We start from the raw sequence: 15,707 nt of genomic DNA on the forward strand, positions 1-15,707 counted from the left end.
ACGCGTTTCGCATGACAAAGGGTACGCCACGGCGTGCCCTTTGTTTTTACGCCTGCACTTTTCCGCTATGCTGGAGCGATAAAAGTCTCAGGAATCGTTTCATGGCTTCCCTGCTCCTTATTGATGATCACCCGTTAGTTGAAGTTGCGCTGGAAGCAGCGTGTTTAAACGCCCCCATCCCGTTAACGCTCTATTCCGCGGCAAACGACGCGCAGGCGCGTCACCTCTTAAAGCAGCACGCCATTGACCTTATCGTACTCGATATCGGCCTGCCTGACAGCGATGGGCTGGAGCTGTTACGTCGCCTCCGCGCGCATGATGAGCGCTGTCCGGTGCTGATCTACTCAGCACAGCAGAGCCATCACACGCTGCTGCGCGCCGTTTCCCTCGGCGCGTCAGGCTATGTGGTAAAAAGCCAGAGCATGGCCCAGCTGCTGAGCGCCATTCTGGCGGTGCTGGGCGGCCAGCAGGCGTTCCCCCCTTTACCGCCGCGCGTCGCGCTGCCGCTCACCGACAAAGAGCAGCAGATTGCGGCGCTGCTGGTACGCGGTTTGTCAAATTTGCAGATTGGCGACCAGCTGCACATCAGCAATAAAACCGTCAGCACCCACAAAAAAAACATCCTGGAAAAAATGGGCGTTCAGTCGGTGGTGGAGCTGGCGGAACGTTGGAAGGCGCAGCCGTGAAAGCCTGGCGGCTGCTCGCCCTGCTGCTGTTTAGCCTGCTGGCGCGCGCCGAGCTGCAGCCCGCCAGCAGCGTGATGCTTCCGCCCATGATGCCTACCCCGCGCGCCGAACCTTGGTCCGCCGCCGAGGTGCGCGTGGGCGTGCCTGAGCAGAACAGCGCCCCTTGGTCGATGCGTATCGGCGATCGCATTTGGGGGATTGACGCCGACTACCTCAGCGCGCTGAGCCAACTTACCGGCATCCATTTCAGCCTGCGCGCCTATGCCAGCGAGGCCCAGCTGGTGGCGGCGCTAACGCAAGGCGAGGTGGATATGGTGCTCACGCAGCAGCATCACGCGCTGCCCGAGGATCTGGTTCTCAGCAACAGCTGGTACAGCAGCCCTATCCGTATCTATCGCAACCGCGACAATCAACGTGCGGTGATGTTTAACAGCCAGAATGCGCAGCTGACGATTGCCGCAAGCACCCTGGCACAGCTTCCGCCTCAGCAGGCAGATAAGCATCGCTGGCACGCGCTGCCGGGTAACTTGCAGGCACTTTACAGCCTGCTTAATCAGCAGAGCGATTACCTGGTGGCGGATGAAGCCAGCGCGGGCTTTTTGCTGAATCAGCTGCAACAGGGACAGATCTATGAGATCACCGCCGATCCCGGCGCTGGGGAAGTTTCGCTACGCGCAGTGGCGCGCGATCCGGCGCTGATTCACTGGCTCGATCAGCAGCTGCGCCTGCTGCCCGCCGAATTCAGCTTGCGCGTCCAGCAGCGCTGGAGCCCAGCGCTGCCGCGCTATCAGGACACGCAAACGTTGATGCTCACGCCCGGCGAAAAACAGTGGCTGGCGCAGCATACGGACATCCCTTTTGCCGCCGAAGCGGATAACGCCCCGTGGAGCTACCGCGACGCGCACGGCAACGCGCGCGGTTTCGGTATCGATCTGCTCAACGTGCTCAGCCAAAGCACCGGGTTGCGCTTTATCCCGCGCTGGGTCGCGAATCCGCAGCAGGCCGCGAGCTTACTGCAGCATCAAGAGGTGATGTTTAGCCTGATGCAGCCGCTTTACGACAACGCGGGCGACAGCGCCACGCTGTCGGTATGGCGCGCCATCTGGGGTATTTATACGCCGGTTGCGCAGCAGCCGATGAACTGGCAGGCGCTCGCGGGCAAACGCGTGGGCATTCTGCGCGGCGATCTGGCGCAGCAGGTGCTGCCCGCGGGTATCACGCCGCAGCGCTTTAGCGACCGCGATCAGCTCTGGCAAGCGCTCTACAACGGACAGCTTGATGCGGTCATGGATAACGTACTCTCTGCGCGCTGGCGCATGGCGAGCCGGGCGGACAGTCCCGTCCATTTGGCGTTCGCGGTGAGCGACATTGCCTGGCCTATGGCGATGCCGGTGAGTGACGCGCAACCGCAGCTGCGATCGTTACTCGACCGCGCCCTGCAGCAAATCCCCCCTGAGACGTTGAATCAGCTGCGTCTTAGCTGGTCACAGCCGCCGCAGCCCGGCACCCGCATGTCAATGCGCGCGATACCGCTGATGGTATTGATTGCCGCAGGCATCATTATTCTGCTGCTGCTTATTTTGCTGCTGCGGCGCTACCTGCAACAGCGTCGTGAACGTCTTCAGCGTGAGCAGGCTGAGCGCGCAAATGCCGCCAAGAGCCAGTTTCTTGCGGCCGCCAGCCATGAATTGCGCACGCCGATGCAGGCGATCCTGGGACTGCTGGAATTGGAGCAGCAGCAGCACCCCAACGAAAGGCTTGCGCTTATGCACAGCAGCGCACGCTCGCTCATGGCGTTACTGAATGATCTCCAGGATCACGCGCGCATTGAAAATCAGAGTTTTCGGCTCGCGCCGCGCCCGCTTGATTTGCGGCGCTGGCTGACGCAGCAGCAGCAGTTTTATCATCCGCTGATGCGCGAATCCGGACCGGTGCTGAAGGTTGAAGCACTCACGCCGCTGCCGGAGCGGGTATTGTTAGACGGTGACCGCTTGCAGCAGGTCGTAAATAATCTGGTGGCGAATGCCCTGAAATTCACCCGACACGGCGAAGTGCGGCTGTCGCTGGCGGTCACAGATGCGATCTGCTTAAACGTCGTTGACAGCGGCAGTGGCATTCCGCTGGCGGAACAGGCGCGGCTATTCGAACCGTGGTATCAGGCGCCTTCGGGCCGCAGCCATGCGGTGCAGGGCAGCGGACTGGGCCTGTTTATTTGTCGGGAAATCGTGCAGCGCATGGGCGGCTCGCTGCAACTCACCTCGACGCCGGGCCAGGGCACCCGCGTGGCGGTGCAGCTGCCTCTGGTGCTAAGCGATGCTCCCCTTTCTGCGCCGCCGCCGACGTGGCCACGCTATTCGCAGTTGCGCGTGGCGGTCGTCGACGACCATCCCACCAATTTGCTGGTGATGCAGCAGCAGCTGGCAGCTTTTGGTATTGAAGCCGTGCTGTTTGAAGAGGGGCGCGCGCTGCTGAAAGCGGATGCGGCGCACCCGTTTGATGTGCTGCTGATCGACCAGATGATGCCGCATCCCAACGGTTGGACGCTGCTGCGCATTCTCAGACGGCGCGAGCGAACGCGCGTACATTCGACGCTGCGCATCCTCTGCTCCGCAGATGTGCAGCTATTGAAAAAGCCGTTGCAGGCCAACGAAGCGCTGCTGCTCAAGCCGATTGCGCTGCAGCCGCTGGCCGATCTGCTGGCGCGGGCCGCGGAAGATCCGCTCCACGATCTGGCCCAGAACCTGTTGGCGCTCGCACAACACAATACGGCATTTCTTCCGCGCGTGTGCCAGAGCCTACAGCAGGTGTTGCAGCAAGACTGTGACACCCTGGCCCAAGCCTGGGCGCAGCACGACTGGACGACGCTGGCCAGCGCCGCTCATCGTCTGAAAGGCAGTTGGCTTATGCTCGGCCTTGAGACGATGGCCGCACGCTGTCAGCACATCGCTGACCAAGCGCACGCGCAGCAGATCGATGGCGATGCGCTCAATTTGCTACTATCAACCACTCACAAATTACTTCAACAATTGGAACGTTATGGCACACACTCACTCTCACAGCGAACATAGCGGGAACCGCACGCGGCTGGCCGCCGCGTTTGGCGTGACGGCGATCTTTATGGTGGCCGAAGTGGTCGGCGGCGTGCTGTCCGGTTCGCTGGCGCTGCTGGCGGACGCCGGGCATATGTTAACCGATGCCGCCGCGCTGTTGATGGCGCTGCTGGCCGTACAGTTTGCGCAGCGTAAGCCCAGCGGGCGCCATACCTTTGGCCTGCTGCGCCTCACCACCCTCGCCGCCTTTGTGAACGCCATTGCCCTACTGGCAATCACCGGTTTTATTGTCTGGGAGGCCATTCGCCGCTTCTGGCAACCGCAGCCGGTGCAAGGCGGTCTCATGCTCGGTATCGCGATTGCCGGGTTACTGGCAAATCTGCTGTCGTTCTGGCTGCTGCATCGCGGCAGCGAAGAGAAAAACCTTAACGTGCGCGCAGCGGCGCTGCACGTGCTCGGCGATCTGCTGGGCTCCGTTGGGGCGATCGCTGCCGCCGTGATCATCATGCTCACGGGTTGGACGCCCATTGACCCGATTTTGTCGCTGCTGGTGGCGCTGCTGGTGGTGCGAAGCGCCTGGGCGCTGCTGCGCGAGAGTTTGCATGAACTGCTGGAGGGAGCGCCGGGGAACATTGATTCGGAAAAGCTGGCGCGGGCGCTCACCCGTGACCTGCCAGAGGTGCGCAATGTGCACCATATTCATCTCTGGCAGGTGGGCGAGAAACCGATTCTGACGCTCCATGTGCAGGTGATTCCGCCCTACGATCACGATGCCCTGCTGCTGCAAATTCATCAATATCTGCATCAGCATTATCACATCGCTCACGCCACGGTGCAGATGGAGTATCAGCCCTGTACCGGTCACGAGTGCGAACTTTGTGCCGCCTCACACGACCATTCGTCCCATCCCGTGACGCTAGACGGGCACGCACATCACTGAGAAGCTGAAAGCGCACGCGAGCCGTGCTCGCGTGCGCTTCGCATCCACAATCGCGTACCGTTCAGGGCAATCAGCGTGAGAATGGCGTACTCAAGCGACATAGCATAAACCCCTTGCCGGGCGAAGATCATTACGCTTATCACGTTAATCACCACCCAAAGCAGCCAGTTCTCGACGTATTTGCGCGTCATGAGGATCATCGCCACGATGGAAAGCACCATCATGCAGGCATCCCAGAACGGGAAAGCATCCGGCTGCAGCTGCGGCATCGTTACCGTAAAGCCGAGGTTCTGCATAAGCATCACGGCGATACGCGTCAGGAAGCCAAACACCGGATCGATATAACGCGTCATCAGCGCAATGGCAATGACGCAGGCGGCGCCCCAGCCCAGCGCTTTAGGCAGCGACAACCAGCGGATCTTGAGCGCGGCCTCATTGGCGCTCGTTTGCCGACTCCAGGCGTACCAGCCGTAGACGTTGGCGACAAAAAAGAACAGCTGTAACAGCAAGCTGGCGTAGAGCTGAATCTGGAAAAAGATCACCGCGAACAGGCTAACGTTGATCAGGCCGAACAGATAATTGATGATTTTTTCTTTGCTGGCCAGCCAGATGCAGGCTAACCCGGCCAGCGTGCCGACGGCCTCAATCCATGACAGATCGTACCCCCCCACGCCCAGAGGTATATGCACCAGAATATTTTGCGTGCTAAAGAAATCCATAATTGGCACCTTTGTCATGTTGCATCAGGCATTGCCTTGCGCTTTGCGTTTCAGCTGTGCTGCAAAGTCTAGCATGCGGTTGAGCGGTCGCAGCGCCCCCTCGCGCAGCGCGGCATCGACGTGAATTTCGTGGGCGCTGCCTCCCTGCGCTAAGCCCTCGGCGATGGCCTGCAACCCGTTCATCGCCATCCAGGGGCAGTGCGCGCAGCTGCGGCAGGTGGCGCCCTCGCCCGCAGTGGGGGCTTCTAACAGTTCTTTATCCGGCACCGCCTGCTGCATTTTATAGAAAATGCCGCGATCGGTCGCCACGATCATCTGCGGGTGCGGCAGCGTTTTTGCCGCTTGAATCAGCTGACTGGTTGAGCCTACGGCATCAGCCAGATCGACAATGGCCTGTGGCGATTCCGGATGCACTAACACGGCCGCCTGCGGGTAAAGCGCTTTCATTTGCTGCAGCGCTTGGGTTTTAAATTCATCATGGACAATGCAGGCGCCCTGCCAGCACAACACGTCCGCACCGGTTTGCCTGGCGACATAGCGCCCCAGGTGACGGTCGGGCGCCCAGAGAATTTTTTCTCCTTGCCCATCAAGATAGTCAATCAGCTCAACCGCCATACTTGAGGTCACCACCCAGTCAGCGCGCGCTTTAACCGCCGCGGACGTGTTGGCATATACCACCACGGTGCGATCGGGGTGCATATCGCAGAAGCGAGTAAAGTCGTCGATTGGGCAGCCCAAATCGAGGGAGCACTCGGCCTGTAAGGTGGGCATCAGCACGGTTTTTTCCGGATTGAGGATTTTCGCCGTCTCGCCCATAAAGCGCACGCCGGCCACCAGCAACGTTTTTGCCGGGTGCGTACTGCCAAAACGGGCCATTTCCAGAGAGTCCGCCACACAGCCGCCGGTTTCTTCAGCCAGTGCTTGAATCGCCGGATCGGTATAATAGTGCGCCACCATGACCGCATCGCGCGCCTTAAGTAATCGTTTGATCTCGGACGTTAACGCCTCGGTTTGCTGCGGCGTGAGGCGGGCGGGCTTGGGGGGAAACGGATAGATCGCATTGTCGGGATCGAACATCAGGCTCATGACGCGGCTCTCGTTTTATGCATTTAACCCTGATGCCACAAAATACGCGTAAAAAGCATAAACAGGGCTTTCTTGTTTTGTATGCTAAACAAGATACGCGAAAGCCGCGCCGGTGTCGTGTTTTTTCTGGGTCCGTTACAGCAGAAGTGATCCGCTGGCCAGTGCAGCGGGACGCTCCAGCGCCAGTAAGAACGCTTTCACCTGCAGTCCGCCGGCAAAACCGGTGAGCGTGCCGTTGCTGCCAATCACGCGGTGGCACGGCGCCATAATCGAGAGCGGGTTTTTACCGTTAGCCGCGCCCACTGCGCGCACCGCCTTGGGATGGCCAATCTGTTCGGCGATCTGCCGATAGCTGCGCGTTTCCCCAAAGGGGATCGTCATGAGCGCCTGCCACACTTTTTTCTGAAATGGCGTCCCCACGGTATCAAACGGCATATCAAACTGCTGCCGCTGCCCGGCAAAATAGGCCTGCAGTTGGCGTTCGGCTTCACACAAAAGGGGATGTGCGTCATTACGGCTAACAGGCTGCAGCGGCACGCGCTGCGCGCGTTCGTTTTCCCATAAGATGGCGGACAGTCCACGATCGGTGGCAATGAGGGTCAGCTCCCCCACCGGCGTGTGGGTGGTTTTAGCGTGATACATGGGGCAACCTCCGGTCATAACAAGAGCGGCTATTATCGCACTTTACACGTGATGCACTGGCTGTTTTCGGACACGAGCATAAACTGATTAGCTGTCCGAAAACAGCGAGTACCCACGGCGGCATTAGATAAAGATGCTGTTCTTTGCCGGAGAAGATGATGTTCGATCCAGACACTGCCTACCAGGCGCTCACCGCGCGCGACAGCCGATTCGATGGCCTTTTTTTTGTGGGCGTCACTTCAACCGGTATTTACTGCCGACCCATCTGCCCGGTAAAAGCGCCGATGCAGAAAAATTGCCTGTTTTTTAGCAGCGCGGAAGCCGCAGAGCAGGCGCATTTTCGCCCCTGTCTTCGCTGCCGCCCTGAGCTCGCCCCGGGATTGGCCCCCGTGGACAGCCATCACCGCATCGCCGATCGCCTGATTCGCCGGATAGAAGAGGGGTTGCTGGAAGAGCATGAGACGCTGGCCGACATTGCCCGCGAGTTCAATCTCAGCGAGCGACAGTTGCGCCGCGTGGTACAGCAAGAGTTAGGCGTTTCCCCGTTAGCGCTGCGACAGACGCGACGGATGTTGCTCGCGAAGCAGCTGTTAACGGAAACCGCGTTGCCCATCACCGATATCGCCTATGCCAGCGGGTTTCGCAGTTTACGCCGCTTTAACGCGGTGTTTCAGGCACGCTACCGCATGACGCCGTCCCGACTGCGCAAACACCTACAGCAGGAGGCCGACACGGCCATGCAGGAGAGCGCCACGCTGCGCCTGAGCTATCGTCCGCCTTATGACTGGGACGCTCTGCTGGCGTTTCTTGCCCTGCGCGTGATGAAAGAGGTGGAGTGGGTGCACGCGGGCTTTTACCACCGAACCGTCTCGCTGGGCGGCCACCACGGCTGGATCCGCGTCGGTCATTTACCCGAAAAGCAGGCGCTACACGTCGAGTTCAGCACCACGCTGGTTCCGGTTTTACCTCTGCTGCTGCGCCGCTTGCGCGATCTGTTTGATCTGGATGCTCAGCCACTGCGCATCAGTGAGCAGTTGGGCGCCGATCCCCTGCTGCATGAGAGCGTAACGCGTTTTCCGGGCCTGCGCGTGCCGGGGGCGTTTGATGGCTTCGAGCTGGCGCTGCGCGCCATTCTAGGACAGCAGGTGACGGTTAAAGCCGCGACCACGCTGAGTTGCCGTATGGCGGAGCGCTTCGGCATCCCCTTCACCACGCCGTGGCCTGCCCTCTCTCGCCTGCCCCCTGACGCTGAGCTGCTGGCTGGCGCCTCCGTGGAGGAGATTGCCCCCCTTGGCATCGTACGCACCCGCGCGCAAGCTATCCTGCATCTGGCGCAGGCCTGCACATCAGGGGCGCTGCGTTTTCACGGTGCAACGCCACCTGATGAGGTTCAGCAGCAGTTGATGAGCATTAAAGGTATTGGGCCGTGGACGGCAAGCTATATCGCGATGCGCGCGCTGCGCTGGCCGGACGCATTTCCCAAAGAGGATATCGCGATCCGCAATAATCTAGGCGGCCTCAGCGCCAAAGCCGCTGAGCAGCGCGCCCAGGCCTGGCGGCCATGGCGCAGCTATGCGGTACTGCACATCTGGCAGAGCCTGACGCCGCCGAAAGCAACGAAGCCGTAGCGACCGTCCTGCGGCAGGTTCTCATCCTGCACGTTTTCGTTCCGCGCCCGAAAACGAAAAAAGCGCCTGTTAGGCGCTTTTCTCTAAATCTGGTGGGTCGTGCAGGATGGCCTCGTCCCCTTCGGGGACTCGCCCTGCGGGTGATGCTTACGCATCAGCCTGCATCGCAACGGCGATGCAGTCGACCTGCGGCAGGTTCTCATCCTGCACGTTTTCGTTCCGCGCCCGAAAACGAAAAAAGCGCCCGTTAGGCGCTTTTCTCTAAATCTGGTGGGTCGTGCAGGATGGCCTTGTCCCCTCCGGGGACTCGCCCTGCGGGTGATGCTGGCGCATCAGCCTGCATCGCAACGGCGATGCAGTCGACCTGCGGCAGGTTCTCATCCTGCACGTTTTCGTTCCGCGCCCGAAAACGAAAAAAGCGCCCGTTAGGCGCTTTTCTCTAAATCTGGTGGGTCGTGCAGGATTCGAACCTGCGACCAATTGATTAAAAGTCAACTGCTCTACCAACTGAGCTAACGACCCGCTCGAAAGGCTTCATTCTAATTTGATGGTGGGTCGTGCAGGATTCGAACCTGCGACCAATTGATTAAAAGTCAACTGCTCTACCAACTGAGCTAACGACCCATCAGAATTATGAAGCGCACTGAAGAAGATATCCCAACCATCGTGGAAAGATGGTGGGTCGTGCAGGATTCGAACCTGCGACCAATTGATTAAAAGTCAACTGCTCTACCAACTGAGCTAACGACCCCTCTTCAGCGTTGCCATTACTTATTAAGATATGTCCCGGCAACGGCGGCATATATTACTGATTTAGCGGGAGGGCGCAACCCTTATTTTCCCCCTAAACACTCAATCGCTTACCTTTCATGCTGCAAGACCAGAAATCATACGAAATCTGGTCTTTAATGCTCACATTACAAACTGGCGATACGCTTTTGCGCCAGCTTCGCAGACTCGGTGTTAGGAAACTGCTTGATCACTTGCTGATAGACCGCTTTCGCTTTGGCCGTATCATTTTTGTCCTGCATGATCACGCCCACCTTAAATAACGCTTCCGCTGCTTTCGGTGATTTGGGGTAATTTTTCACAACCGAGGCAAAATAATAGGCCGCGTCGTCTTTTTTACCCTTGTTGTAATACAGCTGACCGAGCCAGTAATTCGCATTAGGCTGATAGGTGGAGTCAGGATATTTCTTCACCCACGCTTGCAGCGCAGCGATTGCCTGATCGTACTGCTTTTTCTCCAAGATCAGCGCCACGGCTGCATTGTAGTCCGTGTTGGCATCACCGGTTTGCGCAGGCGCGGCGCTATCGCCTGCCGCACTATTGCCGGCGGAAGCCTCAGCGTTTCCCGCCGCGTTGGCGGCAGCATCACCGTTTGCCGGTGCGGATGCATTACTGTTGCTGCTGCTCAAACTATCGATCTGCTGATAAAGCTGCTTCTGGCGCTCAATCACCTGATTCAATTGATAGCTATTTTGCTGGATTTGACCACGTAGCGAATCGATATCGCTTTGGTTATCGCCCATCTGCTGCTGAAGCTGCTGCAGAAGCTGTGCCTGAGCATTGGAGATGCGTTCAAGATTGGTGACACGGTCTTCGACCGAGCCAGAGCCAACGTTACTGATTGACGCCTGGGCATTAGCGGCCCAAGGGGCCGCTACGCCAACCAGTAACGACAGACTCAACAGGTGAAGTCTGAAGTTACTAATCATGTGATTCTCTTAGTAAACCAGTACGGCACGACGGTTTTTAGCGTAAGCCGCTTCGTCATGGCCCAGTACAGCAGGTTTTTCTTTACCGTAAGAAACGATAGACATCTGGTCAGCAGACACGCCTTTGCCCTGCAGGTACATTTTCACGGCGTTAGCACGACGCTCGCCCAGTGCAATGTTGTACTCTGGGGTACCGCGCTCATCCGCGTGACCTTCGATGGTGACTTTATAAGACGGGTTGCCACGCAGGAAAGCCGCGTGCTGATCCAGCATCTGTGCGTAATCAGACTGGACGTCGTATTTGTCCAGACCGAAGTAAACGATGTTGTTCTGCTGCAGCTGCTGCATTTGCAGACGAGCCTGCTCATCAGAAGACATGTTGCCGTTCATGCCAGAACCGGAACCGTAAGCACCGTCAGTGCCGCCCATGCCGGTCTGATCGTTGTTGTTGTTTTTGTGAGAGCTACATGCAGCCACCGCGAGAACCGGCAGAGCCAGCATCAAACCCTTCAGCATTTTGTTCAGTTGCATTTTTTTAATCCTATTATTTTGTTTGCCACACATTTACTCCCCCGCCGCGCGAGGGAGCCATGCATCACAGATACGGCGACCAGGCAGGGAATTTGACCTGTCCATCGGTTGCCGGAAGACGCGCTTTGAAACGCCCGTCGGTTGACACTAACTGCAGCACGGAACCCATTCCCTGAGTAGAGCTATAGATAACCATTGTGCCGTTGGGTGCCAGACTTGGCGTTTCATCCAGGAACGTATCCGTTATTGTTTGAACGGCTCCCGTTACCAGATCTTGTTTGGCGACGTGCTGCGCGCCACCGGCGCTGCTAATCATCACCATGGTTTTACCGTCGGTTGACACATCCGCATCCTGGTTTTGCGCACCTTCCCAGGTAATACGTTGTGGCGTACCGCCGTTAATACTGACTTTATAAATCTGAGGCGCACCGGCTTGGTCTGAAGTGTAGGCCAGCGTCTGGCTGTCAGGGAACCACGTCGGTTCAGTGCTGTTGTAACGGCCGTCTGTAACCTGGCGCGTCTGACCAGAGGCTAAATCCATCACGTAAAGGTTCAGGCTACCGGTTTTTGACAGGGCAAAGGCCAGCTTAGAGCCGTCTGGTGAGAAGGCTGGTGCACCGTTGTGACGTGGATAGGAAGCGACCTGACGAATGGCACCGTTTGCCAGCGTCTGCACCACCAGCGCTGACTTGCCGCTTTCAAAGGTCACGTAAGCGACTTTGCTGCCGTCTGGGGACCAGGCGGGCGACATCAGCGGCTGCGGTGAACGATGGACCACAAACTGGTTGTAACCGTCGTAGTCGGACACGCGCAGTTCATAGGGGAACTGCCCGCCATTGGTCTGCACAACGTAAGCAATACGGGTACGGAATGCGCCTTTGATGCCCGTCAGCTTCTCGAAAACTTCATCACTGGCGGTGTGTGCCGCATAGCGCAGCCACTGTTTGGTGACTTTAAAGGAGTTCTGCGCCAGCACGCTGCCCGGCGCACCGCCGGTATCGACCAGCTGGTAAGCAATCTGATAGCTGCCATCGGGATTAGGCGTGACTTGTCCCACGACAACGGCATCAATACCCAATGCACTCCAGGCCGCAGGTTGAACTTCCTGCGCGCTGGTGGGCTGCTGTGGCAAGCGTGAGCGGTCCAGTGGGTTGAACTTACCGCTATTGCGCAGGTCGGCAGAAACGATGCCGCCGATATCTTCCGGCGCGGCACCGGAGCCAGCCCATTTAAACGGAACAACACCAATGGGACGGGCGGTATTCACGCCCTGCGTAATTTCAATGCGTACTTCCGCATGCAGCATGGCTGCCCACAGCAGTACAAAAAAACCTAAGGTTACACGAAGTGCCTGCTTCATTTTTTCTCCCTTACCTGAACCGGGGTTCACGATAATTCGCACAGTTCCTGAAAACACGAGTAGTCATAAAATACGGCAAGCTAACCTTAGTTCAACCTGCCGTAAGTTACTGCATTATTCCGGTTTGAAACGCATCGGCGCGTTTTTAAACACTTCATACACCGCCTGAGAAGGCGGCTTGGGAATACGGGCCTGCTTCGCGGCTGTGATGGCCGCCTGACACAGTGCGGGATCGCCACCTTCAGCTTTCACGTCAATCAGTAAACCATCCGGCGCCAGCTTAATGCGCAGGTTGCATTCCTTGCCACGGAACGTGTCTGCATCGTAAAAGCGGCTTTGAATCGCGCCCACCACTTGTCCAAGGTAGGAGTTGATTTCTGCACCAGAGGCGCCCGCCTTCTTCTGATTACCCTGGCCTGCTGCGCCGCCGCCAGCGGATGAACCGCTTTTCGGCGCATTCTTACCCGAGCTTAGACCGCCGAGCAGATCGTCCACATCGCTTTCATTCTTGGCCGCTTCCGCCGCCGCTTTTTTCTTCGCATCAGCAGCCGCTTTCGCTTTGGCTGCGGCTTCGGCCTTGGCTTTCGCAGCAGCGTCGGCTTTTGCTTTTGCTGCAGCGTCAGCTTTGGCTTTCGCTTCCGCTGCGGCTTTCTCTTTGGCCGCCTCGGCCGCTTTCTCTTTGGCTTCCTGAACGGCTTTGGCCTTCGCTTCTGCCGCCGCCTGAGCTTTGGCTTCCGACTCAGCCTTGGCTTTGGCCTCGGCTGCGGCTTTAGCTTGCTCGGCCGCTTTCTCTTTGGCGGCTTCGGCTGCGGCGGCTTTAGCCTGCGCTTCGGCTTTTTTCTTCGCGTCAGCGGCGGCTTGTTTCGCCTGCTCTTCAGCTTTGGCTTTCGCATCCGCAGCGGCCTTAGCCTGTGCATCTGCTTCAGCTTTCGCATCGGCTTTTGCTTTTGCGGCAGCCGCCTCAGCGGCCTTTTGCTGTTCCTGAGCCTGTTTCGCAGCCGTTTCAGCCGCTTTCTGCTGCTCAGCCTGCTGTTTAGCCTGCTCTTTGGCTTCCTGCTGGGCTTGCAAACGCTCTTTTTCCATCTCTTTCAGGCGCTGCTGCTCGGCGGCTTGCTTCTGCTGTAGCTCTTCTGCCTGCTGCTGTGCCTGCTTTTCACGCTGCTGTTCGGCGCGCTGACTGTCTCGCTGCTGATTCTGCTGGCGGTTATATTGCTCCACCATGGCACCTGAATCGACCATCACCGCATCGATATCACTGCCGCCCCCGCCGCCGCTGGATTCGATTTTTTCGTTAAACGAGCTCCAAATCAGCAGGGCAATAAGCACGATGTGCAGCAGCACCGAAATGATAATTGCGCGTTTTAACTTCTCGTTCTGTTCGGTTGCCTTCGACACTCTCGGTTCCCAAAAACAATTCGCTTTAAATCGGCTGCGTCATCAAACCGACAGATTTCACGCCAGCCTGATGCAGCAGGTTAAGCGCCTTGATGATTTCGTCGTAAGGCACATCTTTCGCACCGCCGATCAGGAAGACGGTTTTTGGATTCGCTTCGATGCGGCGCTGTGCTTCACTCACCACCTGCTCGGGGGGCAGCTGCGTCATGCGGTCGTGATCGACCACCAGGCTGTACTGCCCTACCCCTGCCACTTCCACAATAACCGGGGGATTATCGTCGGTCGATACGGTTTTCGAATCCGTAGCATCGGGCAGATCCACCTCGACGCTCTGCGTGATAATCGGCGCAGTCGCCATAAAGATGAGCAGCAACACCAACAGCACGTCCAGCAGTGGAACAATGTTAATTTCCGACTTAAGGTCGCGACGCCCGCGACCACGCGTTCTGGCCATCGTTAACCTCGACTTACTTGGCGTTGTCGGTGGAGAATGCCTGGCGATGCAGGATAGCCGTGAACTCTTCCATAAAGTTGTCGTAACCCTGTTCCAGCTTGTTAACACGCTGGTTCAGTCGGTTGTACGCCATGACGGCAGGAATCGCGGCAAACAGACCGATGGCCGTGGCGATCAGCGCTTCAGCGATACCGGGCGCGACCATTTGCAAGGTGGCCTGTTTAACGGCACCCAGCGCGATAAAGGCATGCATGATGCCCCAGACAGTACCGAACAGTCCGATATAAGGACTGATGGAACCCACGGTACCCAGGAAAGGAATATGGTTTTCCAGCGCTTCCAGTTCGCGATTCATTGAGATGCGCATTGCACGGCTGGCGCCCTCTACAACGGCCTCCGGCGCGTGGCTATTCGCGCGATGAAGACGGGCGAACTCTTTAAAGCCTGCGTAGAAGATCTGCTCTGAACCGTTGAGTTCATCGCGGCGCCCCTGGCTTTCCTGATACAGACGCGAGAGTTCAATGCCTGACCAGAATTTGTCTTCAAACGCCTCCGCTTCGCGATTGGCCGCGTTCAGGATACGGGTACGCTGAATAATGATTGCCCATGAGGCAATGGAAAAGCCGATCAAAATCAACATGATAAGTTTGACCAGAAGACTCGCCTTCAGGAACAAATCAAGTACGTTCATGTCAGTCACTGCTTGAACTCCGCGACAATAGACTTGGGAAGCGCAATCGGCTTCATTAGATGTGGATTGATGCAGGCAATCAGGACTTCCGCTTCATTCAGCACGTTGCCTTCTGCATTCACGATGCGCTGCGAGAATGTCATGGTCGCCCGCGTCATTGACGTGACTTCGCTCTGAATCTCGAGAAGATCGTCAAGACGTGCCGCAGCCACGTAGTCCACCGTCATGCGCCGTACCACAAATGCCACCTGCTGCTCGAGCAGGGCTTGCTGATTGAAATGACGCTGGCGCAGCATTTCGGTACGTGCTCGTTCATAAAAAGCAAGATAGCTGGCGTGGTAAACCACACCACCGGCATCCGTGTCTTCGTAATAGACCCGAACCGGCCAGCGAAACAGCGTTGTACTCACTCTACATCCCGGTCTCATTTTAAACGTTGCTACTATACGCAAGAGCGATCCGCTTGGGAATGCTCCGCTATGGCCAGGAGAAAATAATTATCACACGTTAACACTCTGAAGGATTTACCGGTGACTTCTTGACCAAAGACTGACACAGGCTCACTTTACAAGGAAAGTTTGCCCTTAAAAGTCCGGTAAATGAGGTTTAAGACGCTCTGGCGCCTCAAGGGAAGGGATAAGCCGGTGAGCAAGGACTCAACGGCCCTTGCTGCACCTTTTCGGGTTACTTTTGGCTCTGCGCACTCACGTCTTCTGCTTGCTCAATGGCCAGCGCCGTAATGATGCCAAACGCACAGGCCAGCAAGGTGCCAAGAATCCAGGCAAAATACCACATGGTGTGTCTCCT

Annotated in this window: 15 protein-coding genes and 3 tRNA genes; 4 read left to right on the top strand and 14 right to left on the bottom strand. The window is 57.6% G+C overall.

Going from position 1 to position 15,707, the window contains the following annotated elements; translation table 11 throughout:
- Positions 1–101: 101 nt before the first annotated feature.
- The 3 genes from LU196_RS01645 to zitB are packed head-to-tail and all read left to right on the top strand — an operon-like array spanning position 102 to position 4,676.
- The gene (locus LU196_RS01645) at positions 102–686 is read left to right on the top strand and encodes a response regulator transcription factor (RefSeq protein WP_232757998.1); all 585 of its coding nucleotides are present in this window, start codon (positions 102–104) and stop codon (positions 684–686) included.
- On the top strand, positions 668–3,754 hold the full coding sequence (locus LU196_RS01650; protein ID WP_232757999.1) for an ATP-binding protein: 3,087 nt from the start codon (positions 668–670) through the stop codon (positions 3,752–3,754). The genes LU196_RS01645 and LU196_RS01650 overlap by 19 nt, the downstream gene beginning before the upstream one ends.
- Complete coding sequence (gene zitB, locus LU196_RS01655; RefSeq protein WP_232758000.1) at positions 3,723–4,676, top strand: CDF family zinc transporter ZitB; 954 nt, start codon at positions 3,723–3,725, stop codon at positions 4,674–4,676. Before LU196_RS01650 ends, zitB begins: the two co-directional genes overlap by 32 nt.
- Here zitB and pnuC read toward each other — a convergent pair.
- The 3 genes from pnuC to LU196_RS01670 all read right to left on the bottom strand — a co-directional run bounded on the left by pnuC (position 4,670) and on the right by LU196_RS01670 (position 7,123).
- Complete coding sequence (pnuC, locus tag LU196_RS01660) at positions 4,670–5,395, bottom strand: nicotinamide riboside transporter PnuC (protein WP_232758001.1); 726 nt, start codon at positions 5,393–5,395, stop codon at positions 4,670–4,672. The genes zitB and pnuC overlap by 7 nt on opposite strands.
- 24 nt (positions 5,396–5,419) lie before the next feature.
- Positions 5,420–6,481, bottom strand: a complete 1,062-nt coding sequence (gene nadA / locus LU196_RS01665) for a quinolinate synthase NadA (RefSeq protein WP_232758002.1) — start codon at positions 6,479–6,481, stop codon at positions 5,420–5,422.
- Between the two features lie 135 nt (positions 6,482–6,616).
- Positions 6,617–7,123, bottom strand: coding sequence for a methylated-DNA--[protein]-cysteine S-methyltransferase (locus LU196_RS01670; protein ID WP_232758003.1), 507 nt, complete (start codon positions 7,121–7,123; stop codon positions 6,617–6,619).
- Between the two features lie 158 nt (positions 7,124–7,281).
- On the opposite strand from LU196_RS01670, the gene LU196_RS01675 reads away from it, so the two are divergent.
- Positions 7,282–8,751: an AlkA N-terminal domain-containing protein gene (locus LU196_RS01675; protein WP_232758004.1), complete on the top strand. Its 1,470-nt coding sequence runs from the start codon at positions 7,282–7,284 to the stop codon at positions 8,749–8,751.
- Positions 8,752–9,197: 446 nt separating this feature from the next.
- On the opposite strand, the gene LU196_RS01680 is transcribed toward LU196_RS01675, so the two are convergent.
- From LU196_RS01680 to cydX, 11 genes are all read right to left on the bottom strand, one after another.
- Positions 9,198–9,273: transfer RNA gene (locus LU196_RS01680), tRNA-Lys, on the bottom strand.
- A gap of 26 nt (positions 9,274–9,299) precedes the next feature.
- Positions 9,300–9,375: transfer RNA gene (locus tag LU196_RS01685), tRNA-Lys, on the bottom strand.
- 51 nt (positions 9,376–9,426) lie between these two features.
- Positions 9,427–9,502: transfer RNA gene (locus tag LU196_RS01690), tRNA-Lys, on the bottom strand.
- Between the two features lie 166 nt (positions 9,503–9,668).
- Entirely contained in the window at positions 9,669–10,469 is an 801-nt protein-coding gene (gene cpoB / locus LU196_RS01695; protein ID WP_232758005.1) for a cell division protein CpoB, read from the bottom strand.
- Positions 10,470–10,478: 9 nt separating this feature from the next.
- Positions 10,479–11,000, bottom strand: coding sequence for a peptidoglycan-associated lipoprotein Pal (gene pal, locus LU196_RS01700; RefSeq protein WP_232758006.1), 522 nt, complete (start codon positions 10,998–11,000; stop codon positions 10,479–10,481).
- 64 nt (positions 11,001–11,064) lie between these two features.
- Positions 11,065–12,360 carry a Tol-Pal system beta propeller repeat protein TolB gene (gene tolB / locus LU196_RS01705; protein ID WP_232758007.1) on the bottom strand — a complete coding sequence of 432 codons (1,296 nt, stop codon included), beginning with the start codon at positions 12,358–12,360 and terminating at the stop codon, positions 11,065–11,067.
- A 114-nt stretch (positions 12,361–12,474) separates the two neighbouring features.
- Positions 12,475–13,755 carry a cell envelope integrity protein TolA gene (gene tolA / locus LU196_RS01710; protein WP_232758008.1) on the bottom strand — a complete coding sequence of 427 codons (1,281 nt, stop codon included), beginning with the start codon at positions 13,753–13,755 and terminating at the stop codon, positions 12,475–12,477.
- Between the two features lie 25 nt (positions 13,756–13,780).
- Positions 13,781–14,209: a colicin uptake protein TolR gene (tolR, locus tag LU196_RS01715; protein WP_034829164.1), complete on the bottom strand. Its 429-nt coding sequence runs from the start codon at positions 14,207–14,209 to the stop codon at positions 13,781–13,783.
- Between the two features lie 13 nt (positions 14,210–14,222).
- Positions 14,223–14,909, bottom strand: coding sequence for a Tol-Pal system protein TolQ (gene tolQ, locus LU196_RS01720; RefSeq protein WP_232758009.1), 687 nt, complete (start codon positions 14,907–14,909; stop codon positions 14,223–14,225).
- A complete protein-coding gene (ybgC, locus tag LU196_RS01725) occupies positions 14,906–15,310 on the bottom strand; it encodes a tol-pal system-associated acyl-CoA thioesterase (RefSeq protein ID WP_232758010.1) in 405 nt (134 codons plus the stop codon). Before ybgC ends, tolQ begins: the two co-directional genes overlap by 4 nt.
- A 274-nt stretch (positions 15,311–15,584) precedes the next feature.
- Complete coding sequence (gene cydX / locus LU196_RS01730) at positions 15,585–15,695, bottom strand: cytochrome bd-I oxidase subunit CydX (protein ID WP_232758011.1); 111 nt, start codon at positions 15,693–15,695, stop codon at positions 15,585–15,587.
- Positions 15,696–15,707 lie beyond the last annotated feature (12 nt).

The organism is Pantoea sp. Mb-10 (assembly GCF_021272205.1).
Taxonomy (GTDB): domain Bacteria; phylum Pseudomonadota; class Gammaproteobacteria; order Enterobacterales; family Enterobacteriaceae; genus Pantoea.

What these genes read in the sequence shown, in the direction of transcription:
- tolR (WP_034829164.1), bottom strand. Translation starts at nt 14,209, where the DNA reads ATGGCCAGAACGCGTGGTCGCGGGCGTCGCGACCTTAAGTCGGAAATT.
- LU196_RS01670 (WP_232758003.1), bottom strand. Translation starts at nt 7,123, where the DNA reads ATGTATCACGCTAAAACCACCCACACGCCGGTGGGGGAGCTGACCCTC.
- pnuC (WP_232758001.1), bottom strand. Translation starts at nt 5,395, where the DNA reads ATGGATTTCTTTAGCACGCAAAATATTCTGGTGCATATACCTCTGGGC.
- zitB (WP_232758000.1), top strand. Translation starts at nt 3,723, where the DNA reads ATGGCACACACTCACTCTCACAGCGAACATAGCGGGAACCGCACGCGG.
- LU196_RS01645 (WP_232757998.1), top strand. Translation starts at nt 102, where the DNA reads ATGGCTTCCCTGCTCCTTATTGATGATCACCCGTTAGTTGAAGTTGCG.
- nadA (WP_232758002.1), bottom strand. Translation starts at nt 6,481, where the DNA reads ATGAGCCTGATGTTCGATCCCGACAATGCGATCTATCCGTTTCCCCCC.
- cpoB (WP_232758005.1), bottom strand. Translation starts at nt 10,469, where the DNA reads ATGATTAGTAACTTCAGACTTCACCTGTTGAGTCTGTCGTTACTGGTT.
- pal (WP_232758006.1), bottom strand. Translation starts at nt 11,000, where the DNA reads ATGCAACTGAACAAAATGCTGAAGGGTTTGATGCTGGCTCTGCCGGTT.
- LU196_RS01675 (WP_232758004.1), top strand. Translation starts at nt 7,282, where the DNA reads ATGTTCGATCCAGACACTGCCTACCAGGCGCTCACCGCGCGCGACAGC.
- cydX (WP_232758011.1), bottom strand. Translation starts at nt 15,695, where the DNA reads ATGTGGTATTTTGCCTGGATTCTTGGCACCTTGCTGGCCTGTGCGTTT.
- tolB (WP_232758007.1), bottom strand. Translation starts at nt 12,360, where the DNA reads ATGAAGCAGGCACTTCGTGTAACCTTAGGTTTTTTTGTACTGCTGTGG.